Annotated in this window: 18 protein-coding genes; 4 read left to right on the top strand and 14 right to left on the bottom strand. The window is 72.0% G+C overall.

Annotated features, from left to right (window positions below; translation table 11 throughout):
- The first annotated feature begins 80 nt into the window (after window positions 1-80).
- A complete protein-coding gene (locus tag ACZ7OU_RS31900) occupies window positions 81-1,124 on the top strand; it encodes a site-specific integrase (protein WP_470258054.1) in 1,044 nt (347 codons plus the stop codon).
- Between the two features lie 286 nt (window positions 1,125-1,410).
- On the opposite strand, the gene ACZ7OU_RS31895 is transcribed toward ACZ7OU_RS31900, so the two are convergent.
- Complete coding sequence (locus ACZ7OU_RS31895) at window positions 1,411-1,581, bottom strand: hypothetical protein (protein ID WP_470258053.1); 171 nt, start codon at window positions 1,579-1,581, stop codon at window positions 1,411-1,413.
- A gap of 25 nt (window positions 1,582-1,606) precedes the next feature.
- Here ACZ7OU_RS31895 and ACZ7OU_RS31890 point away from each other — a divergent pair, with 25 nt between their 5' ends.
- Entirely contained in the window at window positions 1,607-2,116 is a 510-nt protein-coding gene (locus ACZ7OU_RS31890; protein ID WP_470258052.1) for a CGNR zinc finger domain-containing protein, read from the top strand.
- Here the strand turns inward: ACZ7OU_RS31890 and ACZ7OU_RS31885 are convergent.
- A complete protein-coding gene (locus ACZ7OU_RS31885; RefSeq protein WP_470258051.1) occupies window positions 2,106-2,759 on the bottom strand; it encodes a class I SAM-dependent methyltransferase in 654 nt (217 codons plus the stop codon). The genes ACZ7OU_RS31890 and ACZ7OU_RS31885 overlap by 11 nt on opposite strands.
- 90 nt (window positions 2,760-2,849) lie before the next feature.
- Here ACZ7OU_RS31885 and ACZ7OU_RS31880 point away from each other — a divergent pair, with 90 nt between their 5' ends.
- Complete coding sequence (locus tag ACZ7OU_RS31880) at window positions 2,850-3,626, top strand: SGNH/GDSL hydrolase family protein (RefSeq protein ID WP_470258050.1); 777 nt, start codon at window positions 2,850-2,852, stop codon at window positions 3,624-3,626.
- Here ACZ7OU_RS31880 and ACZ7OU_RS31875 read toward each other — a convergent pair.
- From ACZ7OU_RS31875 to ACZ7OU_RS31850, 6 genes are all read right to left on the bottom strand, one after another.
- Window positions 3,606-4,205, bottom strand: coding sequence for a TetR/AcrR family transcriptional regulator (locus ACZ7OU_RS31875; protein WP_470258049.1), 600 nt, complete (start codon window positions 4,203-4,205; stop codon window positions 3,606-3,608). The genes ACZ7OU_RS31880 and ACZ7OU_RS31875 overlap by 21 nt on opposite strands.
- A gap of 24 nt (window positions 4,206-4,229) precedes the next feature.
- Window positions 4,230-4,691, bottom strand: a complete 462-nt coding sequence (locus ACZ7OU_RS31870) for an SRPBCC family protein (protein WP_470258048.1) — start codon at window positions 4,689-4,691, stop codon at window positions 4,230-4,232.
- Window positions 4,688-5,008 (bottom strand): metalloregulator ArsR/SmtB family transcription factor, encoded by a 321-nt coding sequence (locus ACZ7OU_RS31865; protein WP_470258047.1) that lies wholly within the window; start codon window positions 5,006-5,008, stop codon window positions 4,688-4,690. The genes ACZ7OU_RS31870 and ACZ7OU_RS31865 overlap by 4 nt, the downstream gene beginning before the upstream one ends.
- Window positions 5,008-5,394: a VOC family protein gene (locus ACZ7OU_RS31860; RefSeq protein WP_470258046.1), complete on the bottom strand. Its 387-nt coding sequence runs from the start codon at window positions 5,392-5,394 to the stop codon at window positions 5,008-5,010. The genes ACZ7OU_RS31865 and ACZ7OU_RS31860 overlap by 1 nt, the downstream gene beginning before the upstream one ends.
- A 26-nt stretch (window positions 5,395-5,420) precedes the next feature.
- Complete coding sequence (locus ACZ7OU_RS31855) at window positions 5,421-6,947, bottom strand: FAD-dependent monooxygenase (protein WP_470258045.1); 1,527 nt, start codon at window positions 6,945-6,947, stop codon at window positions 5,421-5,423.
- 72 nt (window positions 6,948-7,019) lie between these two features.
- Window positions 7,020-7,631 (bottom strand): TetR/AcrR family transcriptional regulator, encoded by a 612-nt coding sequence (locus ACZ7OU_RS31850; RefSeq protein ID WP_470258044.1) that lies wholly within the window; start codon window positions 7,629-7,631, stop codon window positions 7,020-7,022.
- Between the two features lie 152 nt (window positions 7,632-7,783).
- On the opposite strand from ACZ7OU_RS31850, the gene ACZ7OU_RS31845 reads away from it, so the two are divergent.
- Window positions 7,784-9,130: an MFS transporter gene (locus ACZ7OU_RS31845; RefSeq protein ID WP_470244135.1), complete on the top strand. Its 1,347-nt coding sequence runs from the start codon at window positions 7,784-7,786 to the stop codon at window positions 9,128-9,130.
- Between the two features lie 59 nt (window positions 9,131-9,189).
- On the opposite strand, the gene ACZ7OU_RS31840 is transcribed toward ACZ7OU_RS31845, so the two are convergent.
- The 6 genes from ACZ7OU_RS31840 to ACZ7OU_RS31815 all read right to left on the bottom strand — a co-directional run bounded on the left by ACZ7OU_RS31840 (window position 9,190) and on the right by ACZ7OU_RS31815 (window position 14,180).
- A complete protein-coding gene (locus ACZ7OU_RS31840) occupies window positions 9,190-10,536 on the bottom strand; it encodes an SPFH domain-containing protein (protein WP_470259016.1) in 1,347 nt (448 codons plus the stop codon).
- A 91-nt stretch (window positions 10,537-10,627) separates the two neighbouring features.
- On the bottom strand, window positions 10,628-11,116 hold the full coding sequence (locus tag ACZ7OU_RS31835; protein ID WP_470258043.1) for an SPFH domain-containing protein: 489 nt from the start codon (window positions 11,114-11,116) through the stop codon (window positions 10,628-10,630).
- Window positions 11,113-11,547: an NfeD family protein gene (locus ACZ7OU_RS31830; RefSeq protein WP_470244132.1), complete on the bottom strand. Its 435-nt coding sequence runs from the start codon at window positions 11,545-11,547 to the stop codon at window positions 11,113-11,115. The genes ACZ7OU_RS31835 and ACZ7OU_RS31830 overlap by 4 nt, the downstream gene beginning before the upstream one ends.
- An 84-nt stretch (window positions 11,548-11,631) precedes the next feature.
- Window positions 11,632-12,444 carry a DUF3097 domain-containing protein gene (locus ACZ7OU_RS31825; protein ID WP_470258042.1) on the bottom strand — a complete coding sequence of 271 codons (813 nt, stop codon included), beginning with the start codon at window positions 12,442-12,444 and terminating at the stop codon, window positions 11,632-11,634.
- A 51-nt stretch (window positions 12,445-12,495) separates the two neighbouring features.
- Complete coding sequence (locus ACZ7OU_RS31820) at window positions 12,496-13,380, bottom strand: phosphotransferase (protein ID WP_470258041.1); 885 nt, start codon at window positions 13,378-13,380, stop codon at window positions 12,496-12,498.
- Entirely contained in the window at window positions 13,365-14,180 is an 816-nt protein-coding gene (locus tag ACZ7OU_RS31815; RefSeq protein WP_470258040.1) for an SCO1664 family protein, read from the bottom strand. Before ACZ7OU_RS31815 ends, ACZ7OU_RS31820 begins: the two co-directional genes overlap by 16 nt.
- Window position 14,181: the final 1 nt, after the last annotated feature.

Genomic DNA, 14,181 nt, shown 5'->3' with positions numbered 1-14,181 from the left:
CGGTGCTTTCCCCGCTGACACGAACGGCGCCCCGCCGGATCGACAGCGTTCCGGAAGAATGATCCCGTAATCTTCGGCGCGTGCCCGAGCTCGAACCGGTGACCGACGCCGCCCTCACCGCCGCGAGCCCGCAGGACCGGCTCGCCCTGCTCGACGAAGCCGCCGCCCGGCACGTCGACGCGCAACGGCCGCCGAACACGCTCAAGGCCTACGCCCAGGACTGGCAGGTGTGGCAGGACTACACCGCCGAGGCCGGGATCCCGCCGCTGGCGGCGTCGATCGGCGCCCTGACGGGGTTCGTCGTCTGGCTAGAACGCGGCCGCACGCTGCGTCCGGACGAACGCGTCGTGCCGGAAGTGCCGGAGCGGGCCGCGCCGGCGGCCCCGTCGACGATCGAACGGCGGCTCACCGGCGCGCTCGCCGGGCTGCGGCACCACAAGGTCGTCGTCGACCCCGAAGCGAGCCGTGCCGCGTGGCGCGCGTTGAAGGGCTATCGGCAGCGGCTGGCCCGCGAGGGGATCCAGCGGGGTCGCGGCAAGGCCACCATGGTGACGCTCACGGACCTGCGGGCGATGTCCCGGGCCTGCCCGGACACCCTGTCCGGTGCCCGCGACCGCGCGATGCTGCTGATCGGCTTTCCCATCGCCGCCCGGTGTTCCGACCTGGCGAACCTGCTGGTCACCGACGTCGAGCCGGTCGACGACCGGGGCCTGGCGGTGACCGTACGGCACGGCAAGAGCACCGGCGACATGGTCGTCCCGCGGCGCGAGAGCCCCGACACCGACCCGGTGCGGGCGTGGCACGCGTGGCGCTCCGGCGCCGGGATCACCGAGGGGCCGGCGTTTCGCCGGGTGGACCGGCACGGCAACGTCGGCGCACCCGCGCTGAGCACGACCGGTGTCAACCAGATCCTCACCCGGGCGGGGGTCCGGGCGGGCCTGCCGTACCCGGTGACCGGGCATTCGCTGCGGTCCGGGTTCGCCACCGAGGCCCGCCGCGCCGGGGCCGACGACCTGGCGATCGCCGACCAGGGGCGCTGGGTGCGGGGCAGTCGCGCGCTGTACGAGTACATCCGCCGGGTCGACCAGTGGAACGACAACGCGGCGGGCGTGCTCGACCTCTGAACACGCGCTCAGCGTGGCCAGGGGAAGGCCGCCGCCGACGCGCCAGGGCGACCAGAGGCCGCCGAAGCTCACCCGGTCAGCCATGCCTGGCTAGCGCCGGCGACGCGCGAGTCTGCTGAAGCTCGCCTGGTCAGCCAGGCCCGGGTGGCGCCGGCGACGCGCCAGCCTGCCGAAGTTCACCCGGTCAGCCACGCCTGCGTGGCGCCGACGACCGCACCAGCCCGCCGAAGCTCACCTGGTCAGCCGTGCCCGGGTAGCGCCGCCGACCGCACCAGCCTGCCGAAGCTCACCCGGTCAGCCACGCCCGGGTAGCGCCGACGACCTCGCCGTCGAAGCGGGCGAGCCAGCTGCCGCAGACGCAGCGCACGTAGTCGAGCCGGTGGGTGGCGGGCCGGGCCGCGGTCGCCGGCAGTTCGGCGAGCGGCCAGCCGCAGCGGGGGCAACGGTTTCCGTCCATACCCCGATCGTGGTGTAATGGCTTTGTGCACTTCAACCCTTACGGCGGCCCGGCCGCGCTCGTCGCCGCCGACCTGGTGAACGCGGGCTCCGCGAGCGAACTGCTGGACGGGATGGTCCGCAATGGCATGTCCATCGCGGCGCTGACCGACGACGAAGCCGCCCGGATCGCCGCGTGGGCCCGCGTCCTGCGCCCGGTGTTCGCCGCCGACCCCGCGGCCCGCCCGGACCTGGTCAACGACCTGCTCGCCGAGGCGGCGTGCCGGCCGTACATCGCCACCCACGACGGGAAGCCGCCCCACCTGCACTACTCGGTCGAAGACGCCGGCCCGGTCGGCCGCGTCCGGGCTTACACCGCGGGCGGCCTCGCCCACCTCGTGTGCGAGGCCCCGGACCGCCTCGGCATCTGCGGCCGCGAAGGCTGCGAGACGGCGTACGTCGACACCTCCCGCAACGGCCGCCGCCGGTTCTGCTCGACGCGCTGCGCGACCCGCGTCCACGTCGCCGACCACCGGGCCCGGCAGCTCACCGCTTGACGGCCCGCCAGCCCAGGACGGTCGGCGTGGGTGCGCCGCCTTCGGCGAACCGTTCGAACACCAGCCCCGCGCCGAGGACGGCGTGGAGCAGGTCGGGCAGCGGCCGATGAGTGGCACCGACCTTGTCCCGCAGACCGCGGTCGGTCCAGGACGCCGTCGTCCAGCCGGGCTCCCGGTACCCGGGCCGGAGGACGACGGCCCGCTCGTCGGACCGGTCGGCGAACGCGCCGCAGAAGCACGGGTGCACTCCGATGTGGACGAACACCCCGCCGGGGGCCAGCACACGTGCCACCTCGCGCAGCACCGCCGGGTAGGCGGGCATGTCGGTGTGCACCATGAGAGACGCGACCGCGGGCAGCGATCCGGTGGCGACCGGAAGGGCTTCGCCGTCGCCGCGCAGCACGGGCAGCCGTCCGGACGCGTGGCGCAGCATGCCGGCGGAGATGTCGACGCCGAGCGGCGTCCGGCCGAGCTCCCGGATCCGGCCGGCGTGGGCGCCGGTGCCGCAGCCCAGTTCGAGGCACGGCCCGGAGCCGAGGCCGAGGAGGTCGCGCAGCACGGGGCCGATCTCCAGGGGATCGTCGCGTTGACCGGGCAGGAACGTCGTTTCGTACCAGTCGGCGATCGCGTCGTAGGACGTCATCTTTCCCGTGTACCGGCCGCCGGCCGCGGTGCGCCAGGGATTCCGCCCCGGGCGGAAGGCGAGCGGCAGGGGGCCGCTTAGACTGCGGACATGAGCAAGCGCTTAGTGGTCATGGGGGACTCGTTCACCGAAGGCGTCGGGGACGACGACCCGGCCGCCCCGAACGGCGTCCGCGGCTGGGCCGACCGCGTCGCCGAGCAGCTCGCCGCGCGCGAGCCGGGCTTCCGCTACGCCAACCTCGCCATCCGCGGCAAGCTGCTGCCGCAGGTGCTGGGCGAGCAGCTCGAGGCGGGCCTCGCGATGGACCCCGACCTCGTCTCCCTCTACGCCGGCGGCAACGACCTCATGCGGCCCAAGGTCGACATCGACGCGCTGCTCGTCGACTACGAGACCGCGGTCGCCCGGGTCCGCGCGACCGGGGCCCGCCTGATCCTGTTCACCGGGGTCGACGGCGTCGAGGACCCGCTGTTCCGCGCGATCCGCGGCCGGGTGGCGATCTACAACGAGCTCGTGCGCGGCATCGCGGCCCGGCACGACGCCCTGCTGGTGGACCTGTGGTCGATGCGGCAGCTGTGCGACCGCCGGTTCTGGGCGCCGGACCGTCTGCACCTCAACGCGCTCGGGCACACCGAGGTCGCCATCGAGGTGCTCCGGGTCCTCGGTGTCGAGCACCCGCTGCTCAGCCCGGAACTCGAGCCGCGGGCGATCCTGAGCCCGGCCGCGCGCCGCAGCCAGAACCTGCAGTGGGCGCGGGAGCACGCGCTGCCGTGGGTGCGGCGGCGGGTGAAGGGCGAGTCGTCCGGGGACACCATGGCCGCGAAGCGCCCGACGCTGGAGCCGCTCGTCTCAGCGCCGCTCCCCCGCTGACGGCCGGAGTCCGTCGAAGAGGATCGTCACGGCCCGGTCGCGCAGCCGCGCGTCCGGGCCGGCGTATTCGGCGGCCTTCGCCACACCGATGATGACCGTGATCAGCTCGCCCGGCACGAGGTCCTCGCGGACCGCACCCGCCACCTGGGCGCGGGACAGCAGCACCCCGAGCGCGCCGAGCAGCCGGGCGCCGATGTCGGACTTGGCGTGCGGCACGCTCACGCCGGCGGCGGTGAGCGCCTCGAAGTAGGCGTTCTTCGCACCGGACATCTCGATCCAGCTGGTGAGGAACGAGAAGAACGCACCGCCCGGATCGGCGGAGTCGGCCGCGACGACCGATTCGGCCTCGGCGACGAACCGCTGCAGCCGGGCGATCAGCACGGCCTCCAGGAGTGCTTCCTTCGTCGGGAAGTGCCGGAACACCGTGCCGATGCCGACGCCGGCGGCGCGGGCTACCTCTTCGGTGGGTGCCCCGGTGCCCTTGGCCGCGAACACGCTCTCGGCCGCGTCCAGCACGCGCGCCCGGTTGCGCCGGGCGTCGGCGCGCAGGGGTTTCGTCTCGGCGGGATCAGCGGTCACCTCCCGATGGTACTGCGCCGTTTGTCACCGATCGGATCGATGACGGGCCGGGTCGTCCATCGCGTCCAGCAGCCGGGCCAGCGCGCGGGGTACGTGGGAGCGCCAGCCGCCGCCCATGATGCGGCGGGAGACGCGCTGGAACTCGTCGTCCGGGTCGAAGCCGGTGTGGCTGAGGAAGAGCCGGGTGCCGGTGCCCTCCGGTTCGAGCCGCCAGGTGACCGTCCACTGCGGACCCCAGCGGATGCTGAGCTTGCGCTCGGGTTCGACTTCGAGGACCTCGCACGCCACCGGTCCGCCGGCGAACCCGGCCGCGGGCACCGGCTCGGCCAGCAGCTGGAACCGGTGCCCCACCACAGGTTCGATGTCGTTCGGCATGTTGATCCAGCGTTCCAACAGGTCCGGTTCGGTGAGGGCCCGCCAGACCTTGCGCGCCGGGTGGGCGAGGAACTGGTCGACGTGGATCGCGGTCGGGTCGTCGTCGGTCACAGGTCGCCCTCCTCGTCGAGCAGGTCACGCAGGTTGGCGAGCTTGCTCCGCCAGAACCGTTCGTACGGCGTGAGCCAGTCGGCGACCTCTTCCAGCGGGGCCGCGTCGAGGCGGTAGACGCGGTTGCGGCCCTGCCGCTGCTCGTTGACCAGGCCCGCCTCGCGAAGGACCCGGAGGTGTTCCGAAAGGCTGGGCCGGGCCATGTCGAACCGGTCGGCGATCGCGCCGGCGGCCATCGGGCCGTCCAGCAGCAGCCGCAGGACCTGCCGCCGCGCCGGGCTGGCCAGCGCGGCGAAGACGTCGTCGTTGACCGGCATCAGTGCGGCACGTCGCCGAAGTCCGACGGCTGCAGCAGGCCGAGGGTGTGGCCGTCGAGGTCCTTGAAGGACGTCGCGCGCCCCCACGGCCGCTCCTCCGGGTCGGCCACCTCGACGCCGCCGGCCCGCAGCACGGCGACGTCGGCGTCGAGGTCGGTGGTCTGCAGCTGGAAGTGCCGCGGGCCCGGCTCGATCCCGGTGACCCGCTGGTCGGTCAGCACCACGCCGGTCTTCGCGCCCTTCGGGGCGACCATCACGAACCGGCCGCCCTCGGGCGTGCGCCGGTCGACGAGCGCTTCGAAGCCGAGCTTGCCGACGTAGAAGTCCCGCGCGCGGGCGTGGTCGGCGACGGGCAGGGTCAGGAACTGCACGTGGGTGATCGTCATGCCCGCGACATTACGTAGGAGATCTCCTACATGTCAACGGGGCTGCCGAACCACCGTTCGAGCGCCGCCCGCAGCGTCTTCCGCTCGGTGTCGTCGGGTTCGGCCGAGCTGGTCGCCCAGGCGACGTACCCGTCCGGGCGGATGAGCAACGCGGTCGCGCCGGCGTCCGCCGTCTTGCCCGCGACGAGGTCGACGCGGTCGGTCCAGCCGCGCAGCTCGTCGCTCAACGAGCCGGTGAAGTCCAGCAGCAGCGGACGCGCCGTGCGCGTCAGCTCGGCGAGCCGGGTTCCGTCGTCCAGCACCAGGTCCGGGGCCCACCGGCCGTCGAGCGGGTGGTCGGTACCCGGTTCGTACCTGATGTCCGCGCCGGACATCAGGTCGGCGATGTGCTGCACGGTGCCGGGCAGCCGCAGCAGCTCACCGAAGAGCTCCCGCAGCGCGGTGACGTCGCGGCCCGGCGCGATCAGCGCGGACTGGGCCTGGGTGTGCATGACGACGCGTTCGGCGACCGGGCGGCGTTCGCTCTCGTAGGTGTCGAGCAGCCCGGCCGGCGCCCGGCCGTGCAGCTCGGCGGCGAGCTTCCAGCCGAGGGCGACCGCGTCCTGCAGGCCGAGGTTCAGGCCCGGGCCGCCGATCCCGGAGTGGACGTGCGCCGCGTCGCCGAGCAGCAGGACCCGGCCCTCGCGGTACCGGTCGGCCAGCCGGGTGTTGCGGCCCCGCAGGCGTCGCAGCAGGTGTGGTCCGTCGCCCTCCGGCGGTCCGATGGGCAGGGCGAAGCCGAGCACCCGCTCGATGGAGGCGCGCTGGTCGTCGAGGGTCATCGGAGGCTCGTCGACGTCCTCCTCGGCGTCGGTCCACTCCAGCGTGGTGACGAGAGCGCCGGTGGGGAACGGCGCGTAGACGAACAGGCCGGTTTCGGTGCGGTAGTGGAAGAACGGCGGGATGACGCCGTGGCCGGGCACGGTCAGCCCACCGGACGCGGCGTCGACGAACTCCGCGGGGACGGTGGCGTTCGCGGTGATGGAGAGGGTGCGGTCTTCGGTCACGCCGGGGAAGCCGATGCCGGCGAGCTTGCGCGTGATGCTGCGCCCGCCCTCGGCGCCGACGAGGTACCGGGTGATGAGCCGGCCCGGTCCGTCAGGGCCGGCGACGCCGAGGGTGACCGCGTCGGCGTCCTGGGTCAGGCCGGTGAGCTCGTGGCCGCGGCGGAGCTCGACGCCGAGCTCCGCCGCGCGTTCGGCGAGCATCGCCACGATGCGCCGCTGGGGCACACCGAGGATGGTGAGCGAGTTGTGCTCGGCGAGGCTGAGGTCCAAGCGCATCGCCCCGAAGACGAACCCGGGGGCGGGCGGGCCGATCGGGCCGGCGAGCCGGTCGTGCAGCCCGCGGCGGTCGAGGAGGCGCACGACCTGGCCGACCAGGCCGTTGGCGCGGTTCTCCTCGGTCGGCTCGGGCAGCCGCTCCAGGACCAGCGGACGGATGCCGGCGAGGGCGAGTTCGCAGGCGAGCATGAGGCCGTTGGGCCCGGCACCCGCGATGACGACGTCTTCCATGGCGGAACTCCTTGCGGTGAAAGGGCATGACTGAGGAGCCCGGTGACCCTGCCGGGCGTGGAGCGAGGTGGTTCAGCGCGGTTCGGGCAGGCCGGCGGCGAGCCGGTCGAACACGTCCCGGAGCAGGTCTTCCATCGGGCACGGCGGCTCGGTTCCGAGCCACTGCTGCGTGACGACGTTGAGCGCGGCGCCGACGACACCCGCGACGAGCTTCGGGTAGACGTCCGCCTCGACGTCGGTGCCCGTGCGCTCGGCGACGACCCGGGCGATCTCGGCTTCGCCCGCCGCCCCGGCTTTGTGGAACTCGCTCTGCAGTGCGGGTTCCGCGACCATCAGCCGGATCCCGGCCAGCCACGACTGGTCGGGGAGGCGTCCTTCGGTCTCACCGAGGGCGAACCCGGCCAGCGCGGCCGCGGTGATGGCCGCCCAGATCGGCTCGCCGGCCGGGCGTTCCCGGAGAGCCGCGGCGATCGCGCGGGACCGCTCGTGGTGGCGGGCCACGATGGCCTCGCCCTTGGTGGCGAAGTAGTTGCTGAAGGTCCGGGTGGACACCCCGGCCTCGGCGGCGATGTCCTCGATCCGGACCTGGGCGTAACCGCGTTCGACCGTCAACCGGATGGCCGCCCAGCTCAGCGCGATGCGCGTCTCCTGCTTCTTGCGCTCACGCAGGCCTTTGGCGTCCATGGGTTCACCATAGCGGAACTTGCAGATTCTGCAAAGTTGCAGAATCTGCACTTTGTTCATCACCGACCGGACGCGATGTCGGACATCGATCGCCTAAATCGTCGACGGGCGTCACACTGTTGTGTGACATCAGTCACCGGAGGTGTTGCGAGATGGTCTTGGGCGACAACGGAGTCACTCACAAGGTGGAACCGGACAGCGAGTCCGGAAAAGTGCAGGTACGGCGTGCGGCGATGGCGAGTGCCATCGGCACGACCATCGAGTGGTACGACTTCTTCCTCTACAACACCGCGGCGGCCTTGGTCTTCCCGCACCTGTTCTTCCCGTCGTCGAGTGCCTACGCGGGGGCCATGCAGTCGTTCGCGACCTACGCGGTCGGGTTCGCCGCCCGCCCGGTCGGCGCCGCGATCTTCGGGCACTGGGGCGACCGGATCGGCCGCAAGGCCACGCTGATCGTCACGCTGCTGCTGATGGGCGTCTCGTCGGGCATCGTCGGGATGCTGCCCGGGACCGCGGCCATCGGGTTCGCCGCGCCGCTGATCCTGGTGCTGCTGCGGCTGATCCAGGGCATCGCGATCGGCGGTGAGTGGAGCGGCTCCGTACTGCTCGCGATGGAGTGGGGCGACCAGAAGAAACGCGGGCTGCTCGGCAGTTTCGCGCAGATCGGCGTCCCGGTCGGGCTGGTGCTGGGCACGGGCGGCATGACGCTGCTGTCGGCGACCCTCTCCCCCGACGCGTTCGACTCGTGGGGCTGGCGGCTGCCGTTCCTGGCCAGTTTGATCCTGGTCGCGGTCGGCCTGGTGATCCGGTTGAAGATCCTCGAGACGCCGATGTTCGCGAAGCTGGTCAAGAACCAGCAGACGGCGCGGACGCCGGTGCTCGACGCGATCCGCCACCACTGGCGCGAGATCCTGCTCTCGGCCGGCGTGCGGTTCAGCGAGCAGATGCCGTTCTACCTCTTCACCAGCTACGTGCTGGTGTACGTCGTGTCGCGGCACGAGTTCAGCAAGACGTTCGTGCTCAACGCGGTCCTGGTCGGCGCCGCGTGCGAGCTCGCGATGATCCCGTTCTTCTCGGCCCTGTCGGACCGCATCGGCCGCAAGAAGGTGTACCTGACCGGGGCGGTGTTCACCGGCGTGATCGCGTTCCCGTACTTCACGATCCTGGCGCACGGCAACCACGCGCTGGTGTTCGTCGCGGTCGTGGTGTCGTTCATCCCGCACGCGCTGCAGTACGGCCCGCAGGCGGCGCTGATCGGCGAGAGCTTCCCGACGCACCTGCGCTACGGCGGCGCGGGGCTGGGTTACCAGCTGGCGTCGGTGTTCGCGGGCGGCCCGGCGCCGCTGCTGGCGACGTGGCTGCTGCACCAGACCGGGACGCCGTACTCGATTTCGGGCTACATCATCCTGTCGGCGGTGGTCACGGTGCTGTGCGTGATCTTCCTGAAGGACCGCTCGAAGGCCGACATCGACGACGTGACCGTGTACCAGCGCACCTGACGACACAACGAAAGGGGGCCTCCCACCGGCTTCGGTGGGAGGCCCCCTTCACGTGCGGATCAGCGGCGCGGGCCCTGGGGGCCGCCGAACGGGGGCTGCTGCGGGAACGGCCCGCTGCCCGGGTTCTGCGGACCGCCGAACTGGCCCGGCGGCGGGGACTGCGGCGGCTGGCCCTGGTATCCGGCGCCCTGGTGCGGGCCGGCCGGGGACTGCGGCTGCGGCAGCGGCTGGCCGCTCTGCGGCGTCGGCGGCTGCTGGGGCGCGGGCGTGACCTCGGTGCCGCGCTCCTCGTCCGCCGCCTCCAGCTCGGGCTGCTGCTGGACCGGGCGCGGGATCGCCGGCCGCGCGGGCGGGGCGCCGGTCGGCACTCCGAGGGCCGGAACCTCCTGGCGGGCCACGGCTTCCGCGGCCGCGACCGCCTCGGCGACCTTCGGGTCGCTCTTCGTCTCGAACCAGCTCGAAACCTCTTCGTCCTCGAGCTCGGGCTTCGCCGGGACGTCGTCTTCCTTCGGCGGCTCGTAGCGGAAAACGCCGTCGTCGCCGGGGGCACCGAGGGCGCGGGCGAAGCCTTCGAGGGCCTTGCCGTAGTCGCTCGGGATCATCCAGACCTTGTTCGCGTCGCCCTGCGCCAGCTGCGGGAGGGTCTGCAGGTACTGGTAGGCCAGCACCTCCGGCGTCGGGCGGCCGGCCTTGATCGCGGCGAACACCTTCTCGATCGCCTTCGCCTGGCCCTGCGCCTGCAGGTACCGCGCGGCACGTTCACCCTGCGCCCGCAGGATGCGGGACTGCCGCTCGGCCTCGGCGGCGAGGATGGTGGCCTGGCGGGCACCTTCGGCGGAGAGGATCTGGCTCTGCTTCTGGCCTTCCGCGGTCTTGATCGCGGACTCCCGCTGACCTTCCGCGGTGAGGATCATGGCGCGCTTCTCACGGTCGGCGCGCATCTGCTTCTCCATCGAGTCCTGGATGGAGGGCGGCGGGTCGATCGCCTTGAGCTCGACGCGGCCGACGCGGATGCCCCAGCGGCCGGTCGCCTCGTCGAGCACGCCGCGCAGCTGCGTGTTGATCGAGTCGCGCGAGGTCAGCGTCTGCTCGAGGCTCATGCCACCGACCACGTTGCGGAGCGTGGTGGTGGTCAGCTGCTCGACACCGACGATGTAGTTCGAGATCTCGTACACCGCGGCGCGCGAGTCGGTGACCTGGAAGTACACGACGGTGTCGATCGACACCGTCAGGTTGTCCTCGGTGATGACCGGCTGCGGCGGGAACGAGACGACTTGCTCGCGCAGGTCGATCCGGGCGCGCACCTTGTCCAGGAACGGCACCAGGAAGGTCAGGCCCGGCGACGCCACCGTGCGGAACCGGCCCAGCCGCTCGATCACCGCCGACTGCGCCTGCGGAACGACCATGATCGCCTTGGCTACCGTGATGATCACGAAGAGAGCCAGTAAGACGACCACGACGATCGCTACTGTGGTGGTCAAGAGATCTTCCCCTTACCTAGTACCATTCTTGCGCGGTTGACGGTGTTCCGGGCGCCGCGGGCGGGCGCACCTCGAGCTTCAGCTCGCGAGTGGCGATTCCCCAGCGTCCTGTGGTGTCGTGCAGGACCGTCCACACTGTACGGCGCAGGTCCTCCGGTGCGGTGACGGCGCGCTCGGCCGTGGTCAGGCTCGCTTCCTGCCGCAACGCCGTGGTGGTCAGCTGTTCGATCGCGATCGCCGGGTTCATGATTTCGTACGTCGCCAGCTTCGGGTCGGTGACGGCAAAAATGACCTCGAATCCGATGTGGACTTCCCGGCCGTCGCCGGCTTCGATCGCCCGGGGCGGCGCGGACAGGATCTGCTCGCCGAGGTCGACGCGCGCCCGGACGGTGTCGGCGAACGGCACCACGAAGTGCCGGCCGGGGCCGAGGACGGCGCGGAAGCGACCGCCGCGTTCGATCACCGCGGCCCGGCCCTCGGGAACGATGACGAGCCCCAGGCTCACGGCTCGGCCGACACTACGGCGGTGGCGCCCGAGATCTCGACGACCGTGACGGACGTGCCGGGCTGGATCGGCTCGTGGTGCTCCGAGAGGCTGCGGGCGGACCAGACGTCGCCGGCCAGTTTCACCTGCCCCGCCTCGTAGTCCACTGTGGACAGGACGACGGCGCGGGCGCCGATGAGGGCCTCGATGCCGGTTCGGTGGCCGGTGCCGGCGAGGAATCGCCGCTTCAGCGCGGGCCGGACCAGCACGAGCATCCCGACCGAGGCGACGGCGAACACGGCGACGTCGATGAAGATGTTCCCGGTGAGCACGTCGGCTCCGGCGCCGAACAGTGCGCCGACGCCCAGCATGATCAGCACGAAGTCGCCGGAGAGGACTTCCGCGATCATCAGGGCGATGCCGACGATCAACCAGACCACTGCCCATGCCATGGCTTCATGCTCTCAGATCGCGCCGGTTCGCACCGGCGTAGTAACGGGACGTGACCTACGCGTGACCTTGGACAAATCAGACATTCAGCCCTCTTCCGCCGGCTCGGTGACGAAGTCGATGAGCCGTTCCACGGCCCCGATGAGCGGGGTCTCGAGGTCGCAGAAACTGCTCACCCCGCTCAGGACACGTTGCCAGCCTTCGTAAGGTTGCCCCCAGCCGAGCGCGTCGCAGATCCCCTGCTTCCACTCGGTGCCGCGCGGGATCTTCGGCCACGCCCTGATCCCGACCGCGGCGGGCCGCACGGCCTCCCAGACGTCGATGTAGGGGTGCCCGGTGACCAGCACGTTCTCGTCGTGGACGGCCTCCACGAGCCGGGACTCCTTGCTGCCGGGCACGAGGTGGTCGACGAGTACGCCGAGGCGCCGGCCGGGGCCGGTGCCGAACTCGGCGACGCGGTCGGAGAGCACGTCGACGCCGTCGAGGGGCTCCACGACGACGCCTTCGACGCGCAGGTCGTGACCCCAGACGCGTTCGACGAGCTCGGCGTCGTGCTTGCCCTCGACCCAGATGCGCGAGTCGCGGGCCACCCGCGCCTGCAGGCCCTGGACGCGCACGGACCCGGACGCCGACACCTGCTTGACCGGCGCCTTCACCGTCTTGACCGGAACCAGCGTGACCGGTTTGCCTTCGAGCAGGAAGCCGGCGGGTTCGAGCGGGAACACGCGGTGGCGGCCCTTGGCGTCTTCGAGCACGACGTTGCCGTACTCGATCTTCACCACCGCGCCGCAGTAGCCGCTGGCCGGGTCCTCGACCACGAGACCGGGCTCGGCGGGGACCTCCGGCACCTTCTTGCGGCGCGGGCCGGCGAGCACGTCGTCATAGGAATGGGAGCGCACGACCCGGCACGCTAGTGGTCCCCGGTACCCGGACGGGTCATGCCACGCCGGTCAGCGCGCCAACTCCAGGACGGCGTCGGTGAACGGCGTCCGCTCGCCGCGGCGCAACGGCGACAGCGCGACCAGCGGGGCCATCGCGACGCACCAGGCCCGGACACGCTCGGCGTCGAAGTCCGCCACGTGCGGGGCGAGGGCGGCGAGGCCGTCGTCGATGGTGCCGCCGCGCGCCATGGAGACGAACATCCAGTCGACGGCGTCGAGCGACGGGTCGCCGAACCCCGCGCGCGGGTCGATGGCGACGATGCCGCGGCCGGGTCCGGCGTCGAGGACGTTCGCCGGGTGGAGGTCGCCGTGGATAAGCGTGACCGGCCCGCTGGTGGCCAGCTCCATCGCGCGCTCGCGGCCCTTCGCCAGCACTTCGGCGCTCATGTGCTCGGCGGCCGGGGACTCGCGGCGACGGCGCTCCGAGAGCGTGAAGATGAATTCGATGCCGTCGGCCAGCCGTCCGAACTGTCCGACCGGCTCGACGGAGTGCAGCTGGTCGAGCAGGTCGCCGACCTCCGCCCACGGGACGTCACCGTCCAGCTGGGTGCCCGGGACCAGGCCCTCCAGCAGGATCGCGTTCGCGCCGAGGTCGGTGTCGAGCACGTTCACCACGCGGGGACGATCCGCCCACGCGTCGAGGGCTGCGGCTTCGGACTCGGCGACGGCGGCGTCGGGGGTGAGCTTGAGTACGCGCAGGTCACCGCGGGGACCGGTGCACAGCAGGGTGCGGCCGGTGTTGCCGGGCCGGGCCTCACGGACTTCGAGGTGCCACTTCGCGGTGAGCCGGGCGACCAAGTCTGGGAGCGCGTCACACCACGGCTCGGCCAGTTCCGCTCCGAAGCGGTCGACGAGCCGGGCGCGGGCCGCGTCGTCGATCAGAACAACGGCCACGGGATGGCGCGCCAGTCGTCGCCCGGTTCGGGGAAGATGCCTTCGGCCAGCAGCAGGTCGGTGCGTTCGGCCAGGGCCCGGATCTCGAACTTGGTGATGTGCTCGGCCAGCGTCTTGCCGAGGCCGCCGTCGATCTCCGACCGCAGCTTGCGCAGCTTTTCGACGGTGTCCGGCGGCACCGGCTCGCCGATCCAGCCCCAGAGCACGGTCCGCAGCTTGGGGTCGGTGTGCAGGCAGATGCCGTGGTCGACGCCGTAGACGCGGCCGTCGAAGCCGGGCAGCAGGTGCCCTCCCTTGCGGTCGGTGTTGTTGACGACGATGTCGAGCACGGCGAGGTCGCGCAGCCCCGGGTGGTCGGCGTGGGCCAGCACCGCGGGCTCGCCGAGCCGGTCGTGGGCGTGCAGCACGACGCGCCAGTCTTCGGGGAGGTCTTCGGGGGCGCGGACCTCGACGAGGTCGTCTTCGGTGGTCTCGATCCACAGCTGGACCATGCCGGGGCCGAACGGCCCGTCGCGCAGCACGGTCGGCGGGATCGCGCCGATGCCGGCGGCTTCGCTGATGATGGCGGTGGCGACTTCGCGGCCGGCGAGGGTGCCGTCGGGGAAGTCCCACAGCGGCCGCTCCCCCGACACCGGCTTGTACACGACGCGCCCGGTGACGCCGTCGAGCTCGATGGCGCAGAACAACGTCACGTTGGAGGCGTCGACCAAGCGGCCTTCGACGTCGATGCGGCCGTGGGTGACCAGCTCGCGGGACGCCGGGTCCGACGGATCCGGCTGTCCCGCCGGCGTGTCGGCCATG

The sequence above is a fragment of the Amycolatopsis sp. NPDC114505 genome (assembly GCF_055633615.1).
Note: the sequence above shows the minus strand (reverse complement) of the source record. Positions and strands in the feature narration are given on the sequence as shown.